The organism is Homoserinibacter sp. YIM 151385, assembly GCF_027912415.1.
Classification (GTDB): domain Bacteria; phylum Actinomycetota; class Actinomycetes; order Actinomycetales; family Microbacteriaceae; genus Schumannella.
The window spans coordinates 2,278,299-2,291,639 of the sequence record NZ_CP115175.1; the positions used below are offsets into that span (position 1 = coordinate 2,278,299).

A 13,341-nucleotide genomic window follows, 5' to 3' on the forward strand; every position below is an offset into this window, starting at 1 on the left:
AAGGACCGCACCGCTTCATGACTACCGCGACCGGGGCACCGAGCGCCTTCGCGCTCGGTGCCCCGACATCCCGTCCCCGACGGCGGCCACGCGCCCTCATCGCCCCCTACCTCTTCCTCGCACCGTTCTTCGTCTCGTTCCTGGCGTTCTTCGCCATCCCATCGGTCGTCTCGCTCGGGCTCAGCCTGTTCCGGTACCGCGGATACGGCGAGCTCCGGTTCATCGGCCTCGACAACTACTCGGCCCTGTTCTCGTCGCCGACGTTCTGGCAGCAGGTGCAGAACACGCTCTTCTACTGGCTCGTCCCGCTCGTGCCGATGATGGGCCTCGCATTCCTGCTCGCGCTGATGGTGCGCTCCAGGCTCGCCGCGCTCGGCCGCATCTACAAGCCGCTGCTCTTCATCCCCCAGATCATGGCGCCGGTCGCCGCGGCGATCGTCTGGCGGGTCATCCTGAGCCGAGAGGGTGTCGTGAACGACATCTTCGGCCTGGAGGTCGGCTGGCTCAGCGACCCGGCCACGGCGAGATGGTCGGTCGCGGCGCTGCTCGTGTGGCGCTCGCTCGGCTGGTACTTCGTGATCTTCCTCGCCGCGCTCACGTCGATCTCGGACGACGTGCTGGAGGCGGCCGAGGTGGACGGCGCTGGGCCCGCCGCGCGAGTGCGGTACATGATCATCCCGCTCATGCGGCCGATCTTCCTGTTCGCGATCGTGATCGACACGATCGGCTCGATCCAGCTCTTCGCCGAGCCGAACCTCCTGCTCGGCACCGGGGCATCCGCCGTCGCCCCGCCGACCGGAGCGCCCATCATGAACCAGGTCGTGTCGAACGTCAGCGGCGGCCAGTTCGGTCTCGCGTCCGCGGCCGGCTGGATCATCTTCGCCGCGATCGGCGCGATCTCGATCATCCAGTTCCGGGTGCTGCGGAGCGGAGACCGCTCATGAGAAGCCAGCGCATCGTCCTCAACCTGTTCCTCGTCGCCGCATGCTTCATCGCGGTGTACCCGTTCCTCGTGATGCTCTTCGGGAGCTTCAAGGATGGCGGCCAGATCACCGCGAACCCCGCGGGGATCCCGACCGCCCCGACGGTCGACAACTTCGTCGACCTGCTCACCGGGCGCACCGGCGCCATCGTCTGGCGGGCGCTGCTGAACAGCGTCATCGTGACCGTGCCGTACACGGCGCTCACCGTCCTCATCAGCTCGATGGCCGGGTACGCGTTCGCCCGGTACGACTTCCGCGGCAAGCGCGTGCTCTTCGGCGTGCTCATCGCCTCGATGCTCGTCCCGATCGAGGTCAACATCCCCACCATGTACGCGATGTTCGCCCAGATCGACTGGCTCAACAGCTACCAGGTGCAGATCGTCCCCGGCACCGCCAGCGTCATCAGCATGTTCATGGCCCGGCAGTTCATGGAGGGACTGCCCGGTGAGGTCTTCGAAGCCGCTCGCGTCGACGGCGCCGGGCACTGGCGATCCTTCTGGCGGATCGGGCTGCCGATGTCCGCACCCGTGCTGGGCGCGATCGCGGTCCTCACCTTCGTCGCGAAATGGAGCGACTACCTCTGGCCGAGGATCATGACCAGCGATCCCGCCGTCCAGACCTTCATGGTCCTCCTGCCGGCGCTCGGAAGCGGCGACAACGCGAACATCATCCGCATCGAGACGCTCCTCGCCGGTGCCGTGCTCATCGTGCTGCCCCTGGTGCTCGTCTTCCTCCGATTCCAGAACAACCTCATGAACGGCGTCACCGGCGGCGCCGTCCGCGGCTGACCCACCGCGTCGAGAACCCACCCGAAAGGCTCACACCCCATGCTCTCTCTCCACCACGGCTGGAAGCGCGACGGTCTCGTCATGGCACGCGCTCCGCACGGCGACGGCTCCGAGGTCGTCGGCGACCCCTGCATCGTCTGGGATCCGGATCACGCCGCATGGCGGATGTTCCTGTTCTTCGACCCGCCCGGGCATGCGACCGCCCTCGCCGTCGGAGACCAGAACGCGGCCGAGGAATGGGGCGAGACGACCCCGATCGAGTTCGCGAATCCCGAGCTGCTGCCCGGCGGCACCCACAAGCCGTTCATCGTCATGGACGCCCACCGCCCGAACCACGCCGCCCGCGTCGACGGCCGATACTGGCTGCTCACCGTCAGTCACGACGGCAGAGCGCGCGAGAAGCGCGTCCAGCGCGCCCACGCGACCTCGCTCGCAGGGCCGTGGACGCTCGAGGAGCGCGAGCTCATCCCGCGCGGACAGGGCGACGCCTTCGACGCGGAGCACGTCGACGCCGTCAGCGGGTACTGGTTCCCCGAGCTCGACACCTTCGTCTACTACTACATGGGGTACCCGGCACGGCCGCAGCAGCACGTGCACTCGCCGCTCGGCTCGAGCATCGGCGTGGCGACACAGGGCCGGGGCGACACGGAGGCCGTCAAGCAGGGCGTCATGCTGACCCCGTCGCCGGATCCGGAGCACTGGGCGGCCGGCTGGCTCGGCGGGATCCAGATCTTCCCCGGGACCGAGCACCGCTGGGTGGCCGTGCTCAACGCCTCGCCGACGCCACCCGATGGCAGCGGCAGGCTCACCTCGGAGGAGCCCGCCCCCTCGCTCGGCGGCTTCGCGCACACCGATGCGGAGATCCCCACCAGCGGGTGGGAGCTCGACGAGCAGCCGATCGAGTGGGTGTCCGACATCCCCGACGACGCGATCGAGCGGGGAGAGGGCACCAACCTGTGGCGCCAGCACATCCTCGTCCTCCGCGACTCCGTGCGCCTCTACTACAACAGCGGCTTCTACGGACGCGAACAGCTCTACAGCAAGACCGCAGACCGTGCGGTTGCCGGAATCGCCGACACCGCCTGAGATAGAAGGAGCACTGTCGATGACGACACCCCACCGCCTCTCCAGGCGGATCGCGCTGCTCAGCGCGGCCACGCTCGCGCTCAGCGCCATCTCCATCGCCATGCCGGCAGCCGCACAGGCGGCGCCGCCGGCGATGGCGACCTCCGGCATCAACGCCGCCCCCTCCGCACGTCCCTGGCTCGGCTCGTTCGCGGCGAATCGCGACGGCTGGTTCGACCCCGGCAACGGCATCGCCACCATGAACGCGCAGCTCGCGTGGATGAAGGCCGCCGGCACCGACATCGTCCGCGTCGAGTTCCCCTGGCACCTCATCGAGCCCACCGACGAGGCCTACGACTGGAACCGTGTCGACGCGATCGTCGCCGCGGTCAAGAACGCCGGCCTCAAGCTGCACATCGAGGCCATGTACACGCCCCAGTGGGCCGCACAGAGCGGCTCGGCGACGCCGGGGGCGCCGTGCGCCATCACCGAGAACCTCTACACGGGTGCGCCGCCGATCGCCGGGTCCTTCGGCGACTTCATGACGGACCTCATCACCCACGTCCAGGCCACCAACCCCGGGGGGCTGGAGTACATCGAGATCGGCAACGAGTTCGACGTCCCCCGCTACTACTTCGGGACCGTCCCGCAGTACGTCACCTCCTGGCTCCAGCCCGGCTACACCGCCATCAAGGCCGCCGACCCGTCCATCAAGGTCCTCTTCAACGGCCTCGCCTACGGCAACCAGACCGGCTGGCTGGGACAGGCGCTCGACGCCGGCGCCGGCGGCTATTTCGACATCCTCTCCATCCACAGCTACGACACCGGCGCGAACGCCCTCGCGGCCGCCAACACGCAGCGGTCGTACCTGACCTCCCGCGGCTACGGATCGATCCCGATCTGGCTGACCGAGTTCGGGAGCCTCGAGGGCGGCTCCAACGTCCCCGGCGCCTCCGCCAAGATCAACACCGTCCTCACCAGCTCCGCGGTCCAGGGGGCTCAGCTCTACGAGATCAGCGACGACGACGTCTACGCCACCCCGACCCACATCTGCCAGCGCGAGCCCTTCGGCCTCGTCGACCACGACAACCAGAAGGTCAAGTCGTCGATGACGACCTGGCAGACCCTGCAGGGCGGCGGCGCGTGGGGATCGATCGACGACGGCGCCACCGGAACCGCGGCCCACAAGATCGCCTACCAGGGCAGCTGGTACACCTCCGCGTCCACCGCCGACGGACGCTTCGGCGGCACGACCCACTACGCCAACACCGCCGGCGCCACCGCGACCATGACCTTCTCCGGCAAGCGAGTCCAGCTCTTCGCCAACCTCTCCGGAGGCGGAGGCCGGGCATCGGTCTCGATCGACGGCGGCGCCGCGGTGACGATCGACACCTACTCCGCCAAGTACCGCACCGGACGCCTCGTCTTCGACAGCGGCATCCTCGGCACCGGCTCCCACACCGTGGTCGTCACCGCCCTCGGCACCAAGACCTCCGCGAGCACGAACACCTGGGTCGACCTCGACCGGTTCATCGTCGTGAGCGGAAGCCAGGCCACGGTCGATGACGCCACCACGGGCACGGCGCAGAACACCTTCGCCTACTCCGCAGGATGGTCCGCCTCCTCCGGGCAGAACGACGGCCGATTCGCCGGCACCACCCACTACTCCAACACGGCCGGCAGCACCGCGACGCTCACCTGGGTCGGCACCGGCATCGACATCCGCGCGAACCGATCCGGTGGCGGCGGCCGCGCGACCATCGCGATCGATGGCGGCGCACCCGTCTCCGTCGACACCTACCAGGCCGCCTACGCCACGGACACCTCCGTCAGGCGGGTCAGCGGGCTCCCCTATGGAAGCCACACGGTGACGATCACCGTCTCCGGGACGTCGTCGGCGGGAAGCAGCAACGCCTGGTTCGATCTCGACCGGGTCATCCTGTTCTGAGCCGTCCGCGGCACGGTGGTCGGCGCGCTCCGCGTCGGCCGCCGTGCCGCGGCTGCGTCGCCCGTCCTGCGATACTGTCCGAGAATTCGTCGACGACCCGGGGGTGCACGTGCTCATCACGCTGAGCTATGCCGCGCCTTCCGGCGCGGAGCACGACTCGACCGCGCTCGGCTATCTCCTCTTCAAGCACCCGGGCCGCCTCCAGAGCTTCGACGTCTCGGTGGGCTCGGCGCACGTCTTCTACCCGGCATCGACGCCGGAGCGGACGACGGCCGCGCTCCTGCTCGAGCTCGACCCCGTCGAGCTGTCGCGCAGCCGCCGCTTCGCGGGCGACGCCTTCGCGCTCGCGCACTACGTCAACGACCGCCCCTACGCGTCGAGCAGCATGATGGCGGTCGCCCTCGGCAAGGTCTTCCGCACCGCCATGACGGGCCGCAGCGACACCTTCCCCGAGCTGGCGGCGTCGCCGCTTCCGCTCGAGGTGGTCGTCGAGGCGCTCCCGGCGCGCGGCGGCGCGGAGCTCGTGCGCGAGCTCTTCGAGCCGCTCGGCTGGAGCGTCGACGCGCAGCCGATCCCGCTCGACCCGGAGCGCCCCGACTGGGGCGCCTCGCGCTACGTCCGACTCCGGCTGCGCGGCGACATCCGGCTCGCGACGGCCCTGCAGCAGCTCTACGTCCTGCTGCCGGTCCTCGACGACGCGAAGCACTACTGGGTCGGCGAGGACGAGGTCGGCAAGCTCGTGCGCGCCGGCGAGGGCTGGCTGCCCGATCACCCTGCGCGCGACCTCATCACCCGCCGGTACCTCCGGCACGAGCGGCGGATCGTCGCGGATGCCGCCGCGCGGATGGGCGCGCCCGACGGCGACGGGGCCGTCGACGGGGCCGCCGACGACGAGGTCGAGGCCGCCCCGGCCCTGCCGCTGGCCGGCCTCCGCGCGGATGCGGTGCTGCAGGCGCTCCGCGACGTCCGGGCGCATCGCGTCGCGGATGTCGGCTGCGGCGAGGGCGCCCTGCTCGCCCGCCTGCTCGCCGAGCCCGGCGTCACGGAGATCATCGGCACTGACGTGTCGTCCCGATCGCTCGAGCGCGCCGAGCGGCGACTCGATCTGCGCCGTGCCCCGGACCGCGTGCGCGAGCGGGTACGGCTCCTGCAGTCGAGCGCGACCTACCAGGACGACCGGATCGCCGGGCTGGACGCGATCGTGCTCATGGAGGTCGTCGAGCACATCGACGCGGGTCGGCTCCCCGCCGTCGAGCAGTCGATCTGGGGCGCCGCGCGTCCCGCGGCCGTCATCGTGACGACCCCGAACGCCGACTACAACCCGCTCTACCCCTCGCTGCCCGCCGGGGCGCTCCGGCATCCCGATCACCGCTTCGAGTGGTCGAGGGCCGAGTTCGCGGCGTGGGCGCAGGGCGTCGCGACGACGCACGGCTACCGCGTCGAGCACCGCCCGGTCGGCGACGAGGACGCCGAGCGGGGCGCGCCGACGCAGCTCGCGCTGTTCGTCCGGGAGGACGCATGAACCTGTCCATCCCCGAGCACTGCCTCGTCCTCCTGATCGGCGTCAGCGGCTCCGGCAAGTCGACCTTCGCGGTCGAGCACTTCGGACCCTACGAGACGCTCTCGAGCGACACCTTCCGCGGGCTCGTCGCCGACGACGAGAACGATCAGTCGGCGACCGCGGCCGCCTTCGATGCGCTCCGCTACGTCGCGGCGAAGCGCCTCGAGCAGAACCGCCTCACGGTCGTCGACGCGACCAACGTCCAGCCGGCCTCCCGCCGGGCCTTCGTCGAGCTCGCGCGCGAGCACGACATGCTGCCGGTCGCGATCGTGCTCGACGTGCCCGAGCGCGTGGCGGTCGAGCGGAACGCCGCCCGGCCGGGGCGCGACTTCGGCGCCGCCGTCGTACGGCGGCAGCACGACCAGCTGCGCCGATCGCTCAAGGGGCTCGGTCGCGAGGGCTTCCGCCGCATCCACGTGCTCGACGGCGAGGAGGCGATCGCGGATGCCGTGATCGTCCGCGAGCCGCTCCTCACGGACCGCCGCGACGAGCACGGGCCCTTCGACGCCATCGGCGACGTCCACGGCTGCCGCGGCGAGCTCGAGGCGCTGCTCGAGCAGCTCGGCTACGTCCTGCGTCGGGACGAGGAGGGGCGACCCGTCGACGCCGCGCATCCCGAGGGACGGCGGGCGATCTTCCTCGGCGACCTCGTCGACCGCGGGCCCGATGCACCCGGTGTGCTGCGGCTCGCGATGGGGATGGTCGCGGCGGGCAACGCGCTCGCCGTGCCCGGCAACCACGAGGAGAAGCTCGTCCGCGCGCTCTCGGGGAAGAACCCCTCGACCGCGCACGGACTCGCCGAGACCCTCGCACAGCTCGCGGGCGAGACCGAGGAGTTCCGCCAGGAGGTGCTGGCCTTCTGCCGCGGCCTCGTGTCGCACCTCGTCCTCGACGACGGCCGGCTCGTGGTCGCGCACGCCGGGCTCATCGAGAAGTACCACGGGCGCGCGTCCGGCCGGGTGCGCGCCTTCGCCCTCTACGGCGACACCACCGGCGAGTCCGACGAGTACGGCCTCCCCGTGCGTCTGCCGTGGGCCGAGGACTACCGGGGCGACGCGATGGTGCTCTACGGGCACACGCCCGTGCCCGAGGTCGTCTGGATCAACGGCACGGCGTGCGTGGACACGGGCGCCGTCTTCGGCGGCGCGCTGTCGGCGGTGCGCTATCCGGAGCGCGAGGTCGTCGCCGTCCCGGCGGAGCGCGTCTGGTACGAGCCGGTCCGACCGCTCGCCCCGCCCGAGCCCGCGGCCGAGGCGCGCGAGCCGGGGGTGCTGCGGATCGACGACGTCACCGGCAAGCACATCGTCGAGACCTCGACGCACGGCCGGGTCGGCGTGCGCGAGGAGCAGGCGGCCGGCGCCCTCGAGGTCATGTCGCGCTGGTCGGTCGACCCCCGCCACCTCCTCTACCTGCCGCCCACCATGAGCCCGCCCGCGACCTCCAAGCGTCCCGGCCTGCTCGAGCACCCCGACGAGGCCTTCGCGGCGTACCGCGCGGCGGGCGTCGACGAGCTCGTGCTCCAGGAGAAGCACATGGGCTCCCGCGCGGTCGTGCTGCTCGCCCGCGACCCGGCGCGATTCGACGCGCCGGCGGGGTGGCGCGGCGTCATCCACACGAGGACGGGACGGCCCTTCTTCGATGACGAGCGGGGTGACCGCCTCCTCGCGGAGCTCGGCGACGCGGCCGAGCGCGCCGGGCTCTTCACGGCCCTCGAGACGAGCTGGCTGCTGCTCGACGCCGAGCTGCTGCCGTGGTCGCTCAAGGCCGAGGAGCTCATCCGCGACCTGTACGCCTCGACCGGCGCCGCGGCGACGGGCGCGCTGCCCGCCGCGATCGCCGCACTCGAGTCGGCGCGAGACGCCGGGGTCGAGGTCGGCGCGCTGCTGGAGCGGACCCGCGAGCGCGCGGCGTCGGCCATCGCCTACCGCGACGCGTACCGCCGGTACTCGGCGCCGGTCGACGGCCTCGAGGGGATCCAGCTCGCGCCGTTCCAGCTGCTCGCGAGCGAGGGGCGCAGCCACGCCGAGCTCCCGCACGCCTGGCACCTCGAGCACCTCGACCGGCTCGTCGAGGCGGATCCCGTCCGCATCCGCCGGACCGAGCGCCGCTGGCTCGACGCGAGGGACGACGAGGCGACGGCCTCGGCCATGGCGTGGTGGGAGGAGCTCACGGCCGCGGGCGGGGAGGGCATCGTCGTGAAGCCTGCCGCAGGCCTCGTGCGCACCGCGAAGGGACTCGCGCTGCCCGGGATCAAGGTCCGGGGACGCGAGTACCTGCGGATCATCTACGGCCCCGACTACACCGCGGAGGCGAACCTCTCGAGGCTGCGCGACCGCAGTCTCGGGCTCAAGCGCTCGCTGGCGCTGCGGGAGTACGCGCTCGGCCTCGAGGCGCTCGAGCGGGTCGCGCGCGGCGAGCCGCTGTGGCGGGTCCACCAGGCGGTCTTCGCGGTGCTCGCGATGGAGTCCGACCCCGTCGACCCTCGGCTCTGAGCCGCGCCGACCCGGTGGACGAACGTCACCGCCGCCGAACGGGTAGCGGCTGCATGCCGCGCTGTGCATAATGACTTCTCGAACCATCTCTCTCGATCCCCGGGCAGGACGACATGCCGTACCGCGACAAGCCGACCGTCGAGCGCTGGATCGAGGAGTTCCGCGCCCTCGGGAACGACATGGACACCTCGGTCGAGGTGCTCGAGCAGGACCCGACGATGGCCGCCGAGACCGGGCTCGTCATGGTGACGCTCCGCCGCGCCGACACCGTCACCTACATCCAGCCGGTCATGCGCGAGACCCCGCAGTGGATCGTCACCTTCGAGGCGCGCGAGTACGACATCGACCTCGACGTCGTGGGCGTCGCGCAGCTCGCCGCCGACCTCGCGATGCTGGCGCGGCTGTGCGCCTTCCTCCAGGACAAGACGGACGCGGCGCGCGCCGCCGCCGCGGGCTAGCGTCGAGGGCGTGACCGCCGCGCGCCCCCTCATCGACACGCCGCTCCCGATCGTCGCCGCGCCCATGGCGGGTGGGCCGATGGGCGTGCCGTTGGCGCTCGCCGTCGCGGAGGCGGGCGCCTTCCCCGTCCTCGCGGGCGGCTACACGGCGGCGGCGGCGCTCGCCGGGGACCTCCGGGCGCTCCGCGCGAGCGGGCGGGCCTTCGGCGTCAACCTCTTCGTGCCGGACCCGGACGCCGCCTCCCTCGACCGGGAGGGCTTCGCCGCCTACGCGCGCGAGCTCGCCCCCGAGGCCGCACGGTACGGGATCGAGCTGCAAGCCGAGCCCGTGCTCGACGACGACGGCTGGGGAGAGAAGCTCGCGCTGCTCCTCGCGGAGCCGGTGCCGCTCGTCTCGCTCACCTTCGGGCTGCCCGCACCGGAGGATGTCGCGCGGCTGCAGGCCGTCGGCACGCGCGTGCTCGCCTCCGTCACGAGCCCGGAGGAGGCGATCGCAGCCCGGGAGGCCGGGGTCGACGGGCTCGTCGTGCAGGGCCCGGCGGCGGGCGGCCACCGCGCCTCGCTCGACCCCCGCCGCGCGCCCGAGCCGGGCTCCACGCCGGAGCTCGTGCGCCGCATCCGCGCCGCCGTCGACCTCCCCCTCGTCGCGGGCGGCGGCGTCGACGGACCGGATGCGGTGGCCGCGATCCTCGAGGCGGGCGCCGAGGCGGTCGCGGTCGGCACGCTGCTGCTGCTCGCCGAGGAGGCCGGCACCTCGCCGACCCACCGCGCCGCGCTCGAGGATCCGGCGTTCACCGAGACCGTCGTGACGCGCGCCTTCACCGGCCGCCCCGCGCGGGCGCTGCGGAACCGCTTCGCCGAGGAGCACGGCGGCACCGCCCCGCACGCCTACCCCGCCGTGCACCACCTCACGCGTGCCCTGCGGGCGGCGGCGGGCGCGGCGGGCGACGCGCAGACCCTCCACCTCTGGGCAGGGGAGGGCTGGCGGAGCGCCCGACGCGCGCCGGCCGGCGAGATTCTCGGATGGCTGGCGCGGGCACTCGCCGGGTGATGCCTCCGCGCCGCATGGTGTTTGCCTGAGCGCCCCGGGGCGAGGCGCTGCGCGGACGTACCGTGGCCGCAGGACACACGTGAGGAGCCGACCATGATCGAGCGCATCAGCGAGCACGGCACCGAGGGCGAGTACGAGGACAGCGAGATCCCCGGCCAGCCGGACCCGCACACGGACCCCGTCGCGGACCCGCCCGGGAGCTACGAGGACAGCGAGCTGCCGGCCGACGCTGTGACGCCGGAGGGCGACGCGGACGACGCCGACGCGCGATGAGCGCCGCCGCCCACGTGCCGGCGATCGCGCTCGTCGACGAGTCGTCGCATCCCCCGGTCTCGAGCGCGACCGCCGCGATCGGCGCGTCCTCGCTCGTCGTCACCTGGAATCTCAGCGCCCCGCTGACCGTGCGCACGACCCCGCTGCTGCTGACGCTCTGGCTGCCGCGCAACGGCGGCGGCCCCATCCAGCTCGGCGCCGAGATCATGCCGCCCGCGACCTCCGCCTTCTGCGTCGACTTCGAGCACCGCCGGATCACCCGCGACACTTCGGTGTCGATCCGCGTCTCCCGGTCGCGGATCGTCGCGCTGTTCCCGACGGACTGGGTGCACGACCTCGACCCGATCGAGGTGAGCCACACGGGCATCTCGATCGCGAGCCCGGCGCCCGACTCGGCGCCCCGGCTCGGCTTCCGGCTGGATGCCGCCTCCGAGGAGATCCGGACCGCCTAGGTTCCAGTGCCGTAGAAGCCGATTCGGACCGCGTCGGTGCGGGTGATGCACGCATCGGTGGTCTGGCAGCCGATGATCCGCGTCGAGATCGCCTGCGGTGATACCTTCGGCTCGAGGCGCATCGCAGCGAGCTGCTCACCGGTGTCCGGGTCGACGAGGGTCATCGACGGGGCCGGGCCGCTCGAGATCGCCTTGATCTCCGCGCGACTCTGCACTAGCGACAGCTGCGCGAGATGCTCCCTCTGCGCCATGAGTGCCTCTGTGCGACCCTCCGCAGACTGTCTGGTTTCCAGCTCGCCGTCGGCGGCCGCGACCGGTCCCGCGGTCACTGCCAGCGCGACCACGACTGCGCTCACCGCAGCCGCCCTGACCCTTGCCTTCATCCTCGCTACCTCTCCCTCACGTGGTAGACCGAGAGGTCCACCGAGGCGAGTATGCCTCAGCTCGACCGACCGGACCGCGCGCCACGAGGCCCTGTGCATAACTCACCGCGGTCCCGACGCGCCGTGTCGGCCATCGATACCGGCGCAGGTCATCCGCGCCGCCGCCGCTCGAGGCGAGGAGGCGGATCAGGCGCTTCTCGATCCGGACCGCCTGACCGCCGCGGCGCTCAGGTGCCCCGCTCGAGCGCCGCAGCCACGAGCCCGCGGAGCCGCGGCACCGTCTCCTCCTGGAACCAGGGATTGCGCGAGCGCCAGCCGCGCGCGAGCGGCGAGGGGTGCACGATCGGGAACAGCGGGAGGTGGTCCCCGGCCGCGCGCACGCGCTCGGTGAGGCTGCCCCCGGGGCCCAGGTAGTGCCGCTGCGCGTGCGCGCCGATGAGGATCGTGAGCCGCACCTCGGGCATGAGCTCCCGCACCCGCGGGTGCCAGAGCTCGGCGACGCCGCGGCGGGGCGGGAGGTCGCCGCTGCCGCTCGGCGAGGGGCCGGGGAAGTAGAAGTCCATCGGCATGATCGCGAGATTGCGGGTGTCGTAGAACTCGGCCTCGCTCGTGCCGAGCCAGGTGCGCAGGAGGCGCCCGCTCGGGTCGTCGAACGCGATCCCGCTCGCCTGCGCGAGGCGACCCGGCGCCTGGCTGACGATGAGCACGCGGGATGCGGCCGAGCCGAACACGAGCGGGCGCCAGCCGAGCGCCGACGCCCACGCGTTCGACGGGTGCTGCGCGATCTCCTCGCGCAGCGCCGCGAAGGCGGGATCGTCGGCGCTCACGCTCAGACGGCGGGCAGCGTCGCCGTGTCGATCACGTAGCGGTAGCGCACGTCGCCCGCGAGCACGCGCTCGTAGGCCTCGTTGATCTGCTCGGCCGGGATGACCTCCACCGTGGAGGCGATGCCGTGCTCGGCGCAGAAGTCCAGCATCTCCTGGGTCTCGGCGATGGATCCGATGGTCGAGCCCGCGAAGGAGCGGCGGGTCGCGAAGAGCGTGAACGCGGTGACGGGCAGCGGCTCCGGCGGCGCGCCGACCGCGACGAGCACGCCGTCGAGGCGGAGGAGCGAGAGGTAGCGGTTCATGTCGAGCGGGGCGCTGACCGTGTTGACGATGAGGTCGAAGCGGTTCGCGAGCTCGTCGAAGGTGGCGTCCTCGCTCGTCGCGTAGTGGGCGTCCGCGCCGAACGCGACGGCATCCTCGTGCTTCGCGAGGGTGCGCGAGAGCACCGTGACCTCGGCGCCCATCGCAGCCGCGATCTTCACGGCCATGTGGCCGAGGCCGCCCATGCCGACGACCGCGACGCGCTTGCCGGGGCCGGCCTTCCAGTGGGCGAGGGGCGAGTAGGTGGTGATGCCGGCGCAGAGCAGGGGCGCGGCCGCCTCGTAGGGGATCGCCTCCGGCACCCGGAGCACGAAGTCCTCGTCGACGACGATGTGCGTCGAGTAGCCGCCCTGCGTGATCGAGCCGTCGACGTCGACGCCCGTGTAGGTCTGGATGTTGCCCTTCAGGCAGTAGTTCTCCATCCCGGCCCGGCAGTTCTCGCACTCGCGGCAGGAGCCGACCATGCAGCCGACGCCGACGCGCTGGCCGACCTCGAACTTCGAGACCTCGGCGCCGACCTCCGTCACCTCGCCGACGATCTCGTGGCCGACGACCTGCGGGTAGGCGATGTCGCCCCATTCGCCGCGGACCGTGTGGATGTCGGAGTGGCAGATGCCGGCGTAGCGGATCGCGATGAGCACGTCCTTCGGGCCGACATCCCGGCGCTCGATGGTCGTGGGGACGAGGGGCTCGGTCGCGGACGGGGCCGCGTAGGCGCTGACGGTGAGCACGGTGGTTC

13 protein-coding genes are annotated in these 13,341 nt (G+C 72.1%); 10 read left to right on the forward strand and 3 right to left on the reverse strand.

Annotated features, from left to right (window positions below; translation table 11 throughout):
- Positions 1–17: 17 nt before the first annotated feature.
- The 10 genes from OF852_RS11055 (at position 18) to OF852_RS11100 (ending at position 11,071) form a co-directional block, all read left to right on the forward strand.
- The gene (locus OF852_RS11055) at positions 18–944 is read left to right on the forward strand and encodes a carbohydrate ABC transporter permease (protein WP_271119215.1); all 927 of its coding nucleotides are present in this window, start codon (positions 18–20) and stop codon (positions 942–944) included.
- Positions 941–1,771: a carbohydrate ABC transporter permease gene (locus tag OF852_RS11060; protein WP_271119216.1), complete on the forward strand. Its 831-nt coding sequence runs from the start codon at positions 941–943 to the stop codon at positions 1,769–1,771. Before OF852_RS11055 ends, OF852_RS11060 begins: the two co-directional genes overlap by 4 nt.
- Positions 1,772–1,810: 39 nt before the next feature.
- Positions 1,811–2,857 (forward strand): hypothetical protein, encoded by a 1,047-nt coding sequence (locus tag OF852_RS11065; RefSeq protein ID WP_271119217.1) that lies wholly within the window; start codon positions 1,811–1,813, stop codon positions 2,855–2,857.
- 19 nt (positions 2,858–2,876) lie between these two features.
- Positions 2,877–4,784: a beta-galactosidase gene (locus OF852_RS11070; protein ID WP_271119218.1), complete on the forward strand. Its 1,908-nt coding sequence runs from the start codon at positions 2,877–2,879 to the stop codon at positions 4,782–4,784.
- A gap of 109 nt (positions 4,785–4,893) precedes the next feature.
- A complete protein-coding gene (locus OF852_RS11075) occupies positions 4,894–6,306 on the forward strand; it encodes a 3' terminal RNA ribose 2'-O-methyltransferase Hen1 (protein WP_271121166.1) in 1,413 nt (470 codons plus the stop codon).
- Positions 6,303–8,837: a polynucleotide kinase-phosphatase gene (locus OF852_RS11080; protein ID WP_271119219.1), complete on the forward strand. Its 2,535-nt coding sequence runs from the start codon at positions 6,303–6,305 to the stop codon at positions 8,835–8,837. Before OF852_RS11075 ends, OF852_RS11080 begins: the two co-directional genes overlap by 4 nt.
- 113 nt (positions 8,838–8,950) lie before the next feature.
- On the forward strand, positions 8,951–9,295 hold the full coding sequence (locus OF852_RS11085) for a protein-L-isoaspartate carboxylmethyltransferase (RefSeq protein WP_271119220.1): 345 nt from the start codon (positions 8,951–8,953) through the stop codon (positions 9,293–9,295).
- A gap of 10 nt (positions 9,296–9,305) precedes the next feature.
- Positions 9,306–10,346 carry a nitronate monooxygenase gene (locus OF852_RS11090; RefSeq protein ID WP_333781460.1) on the forward strand — a complete coding sequence of 347 codons (1,041 nt, stop codon included), beginning with the start codon at positions 9,306–9,308 and terminating at the stop codon, positions 10,344–10,346.
- 93 nt (positions 10,347–10,439) lie between these two features.
- Positions 10,440–10,619, forward strand: a complete 180-nt coding sequence (locus OF852_RS11095; RefSeq protein WP_271119221.1) for a hypothetical protein — start codon at positions 10,440–10,442, stop codon at positions 10,617–10,619.
- A complete protein-coding gene (locus OF852_RS11100) occupies positions 10,616–11,071 on the forward strand; it encodes a hypothetical protein (protein WP_271119222.1) in 456 nt (151 codons plus the stop codon). The genes OF852_RS11095 and OF852_RS11100 overlap by 4 nt, the downstream gene beginning before the upstream one ends.
- On the opposite strand, the gene OF852_RS11105 is transcribed toward OF852_RS11100, so the two are convergent.
- The 3 genes from OF852_RS11105 to OF852_RS11115 all read right to left on the reverse strand — a co-directional run bounded on the left by OF852_RS11105 (position 11,068) and on the right by OF852_RS11115 (position 13,333).
- Positions 11,068–11,427, reverse strand: coding sequence for a hypothetical protein (locus OF852_RS11105; RefSeq protein WP_271119223.1), 360 nt, complete (start codon positions 11,425–11,427; stop codon positions 11,068–11,070). The genes OF852_RS11100 and OF852_RS11105 overlap by 4 nt on opposite strands.
- Positions 11,428–11,681: 254 nt before the next feature.
- Complete coding sequence (locus OF852_RS11110) at positions 11,682–12,281, reverse strand: uracil-DNA glycosylase family protein (RefSeq protein ID WP_271119224.1); 600 nt, start codon at positions 12,279–12,281, stop codon at positions 11,682–11,684.
- Between the two features lie 2 nt (positions 12,282–12,283).
- Positions 12,284–13,333 (reverse strand): NAD(P)-dependent alcohol dehydrogenase, encoded by a 1,050-nt coding sequence (locus OF852_RS11115; RefSeq protein ID WP_271119225.1) that lies wholly within the window; start codon positions 13,331–13,333, stop codon positions 12,284–12,286.
- Between the last annotated feature and the right edge of the window lie 8 nt (positions 13,334–13,341).

Coding starts and splice junctions, on each gene's coding strand:
- OF852_RS11055 (WP_271119215.1), top strand. CDS start 18: ATGACTACCGCGACCGGGGCACCGAGCGCCTTCGCGCTCGGTGCCCCG.
- OF852_RS11060 (WP_271119216.1), top strand. CDS start 941: ATGAGAAGCCAGCGCATCGTCCTCAACCTGTTCCTCGTCGCCGCATGC.
- OF852_RS11065 (WP_271119217.1), top strand. CDS start 1,811: ATGCTCTCTCTCCACCACGGCTGGAAGCGCGACGGTCTCGTCATGGCA.
- OF852_RS11070 (WP_271119218.1), top strand. CDS start 2,877: ATGACGACACCCCACCGCCTCTCCAGGCGGATCGCGCTGCTCAGCGCG.
- OF852_RS11080 (WP_271119219.1), top strand. CDS start 6,303: ATGAACCTGTCCATCCCCGAGCACTGCCTCGTCCTCCTGATCGGCGTC.
- OF852_RS11085 (WP_271119220.1), top strand. CDS start 8,951: ATGCCGTACCGCGACAAGCCGACCGTCGAGCGCTGGATCGAGGAGTTC.
- OF852_RS11095 (WP_271119221.1), top strand. CDS start 10,440: ATGATCGAGCGCATCAGCGAGCACGGCACCGAGGGCGAGTACGAGGAC.
- OF852_RS11100 (WP_271119222.1), top strand. CDS start 10,616: ATGAGCGCCGCCGCCCACGTGCCGGCGATCGCGCTCGTCGACGAGTCG.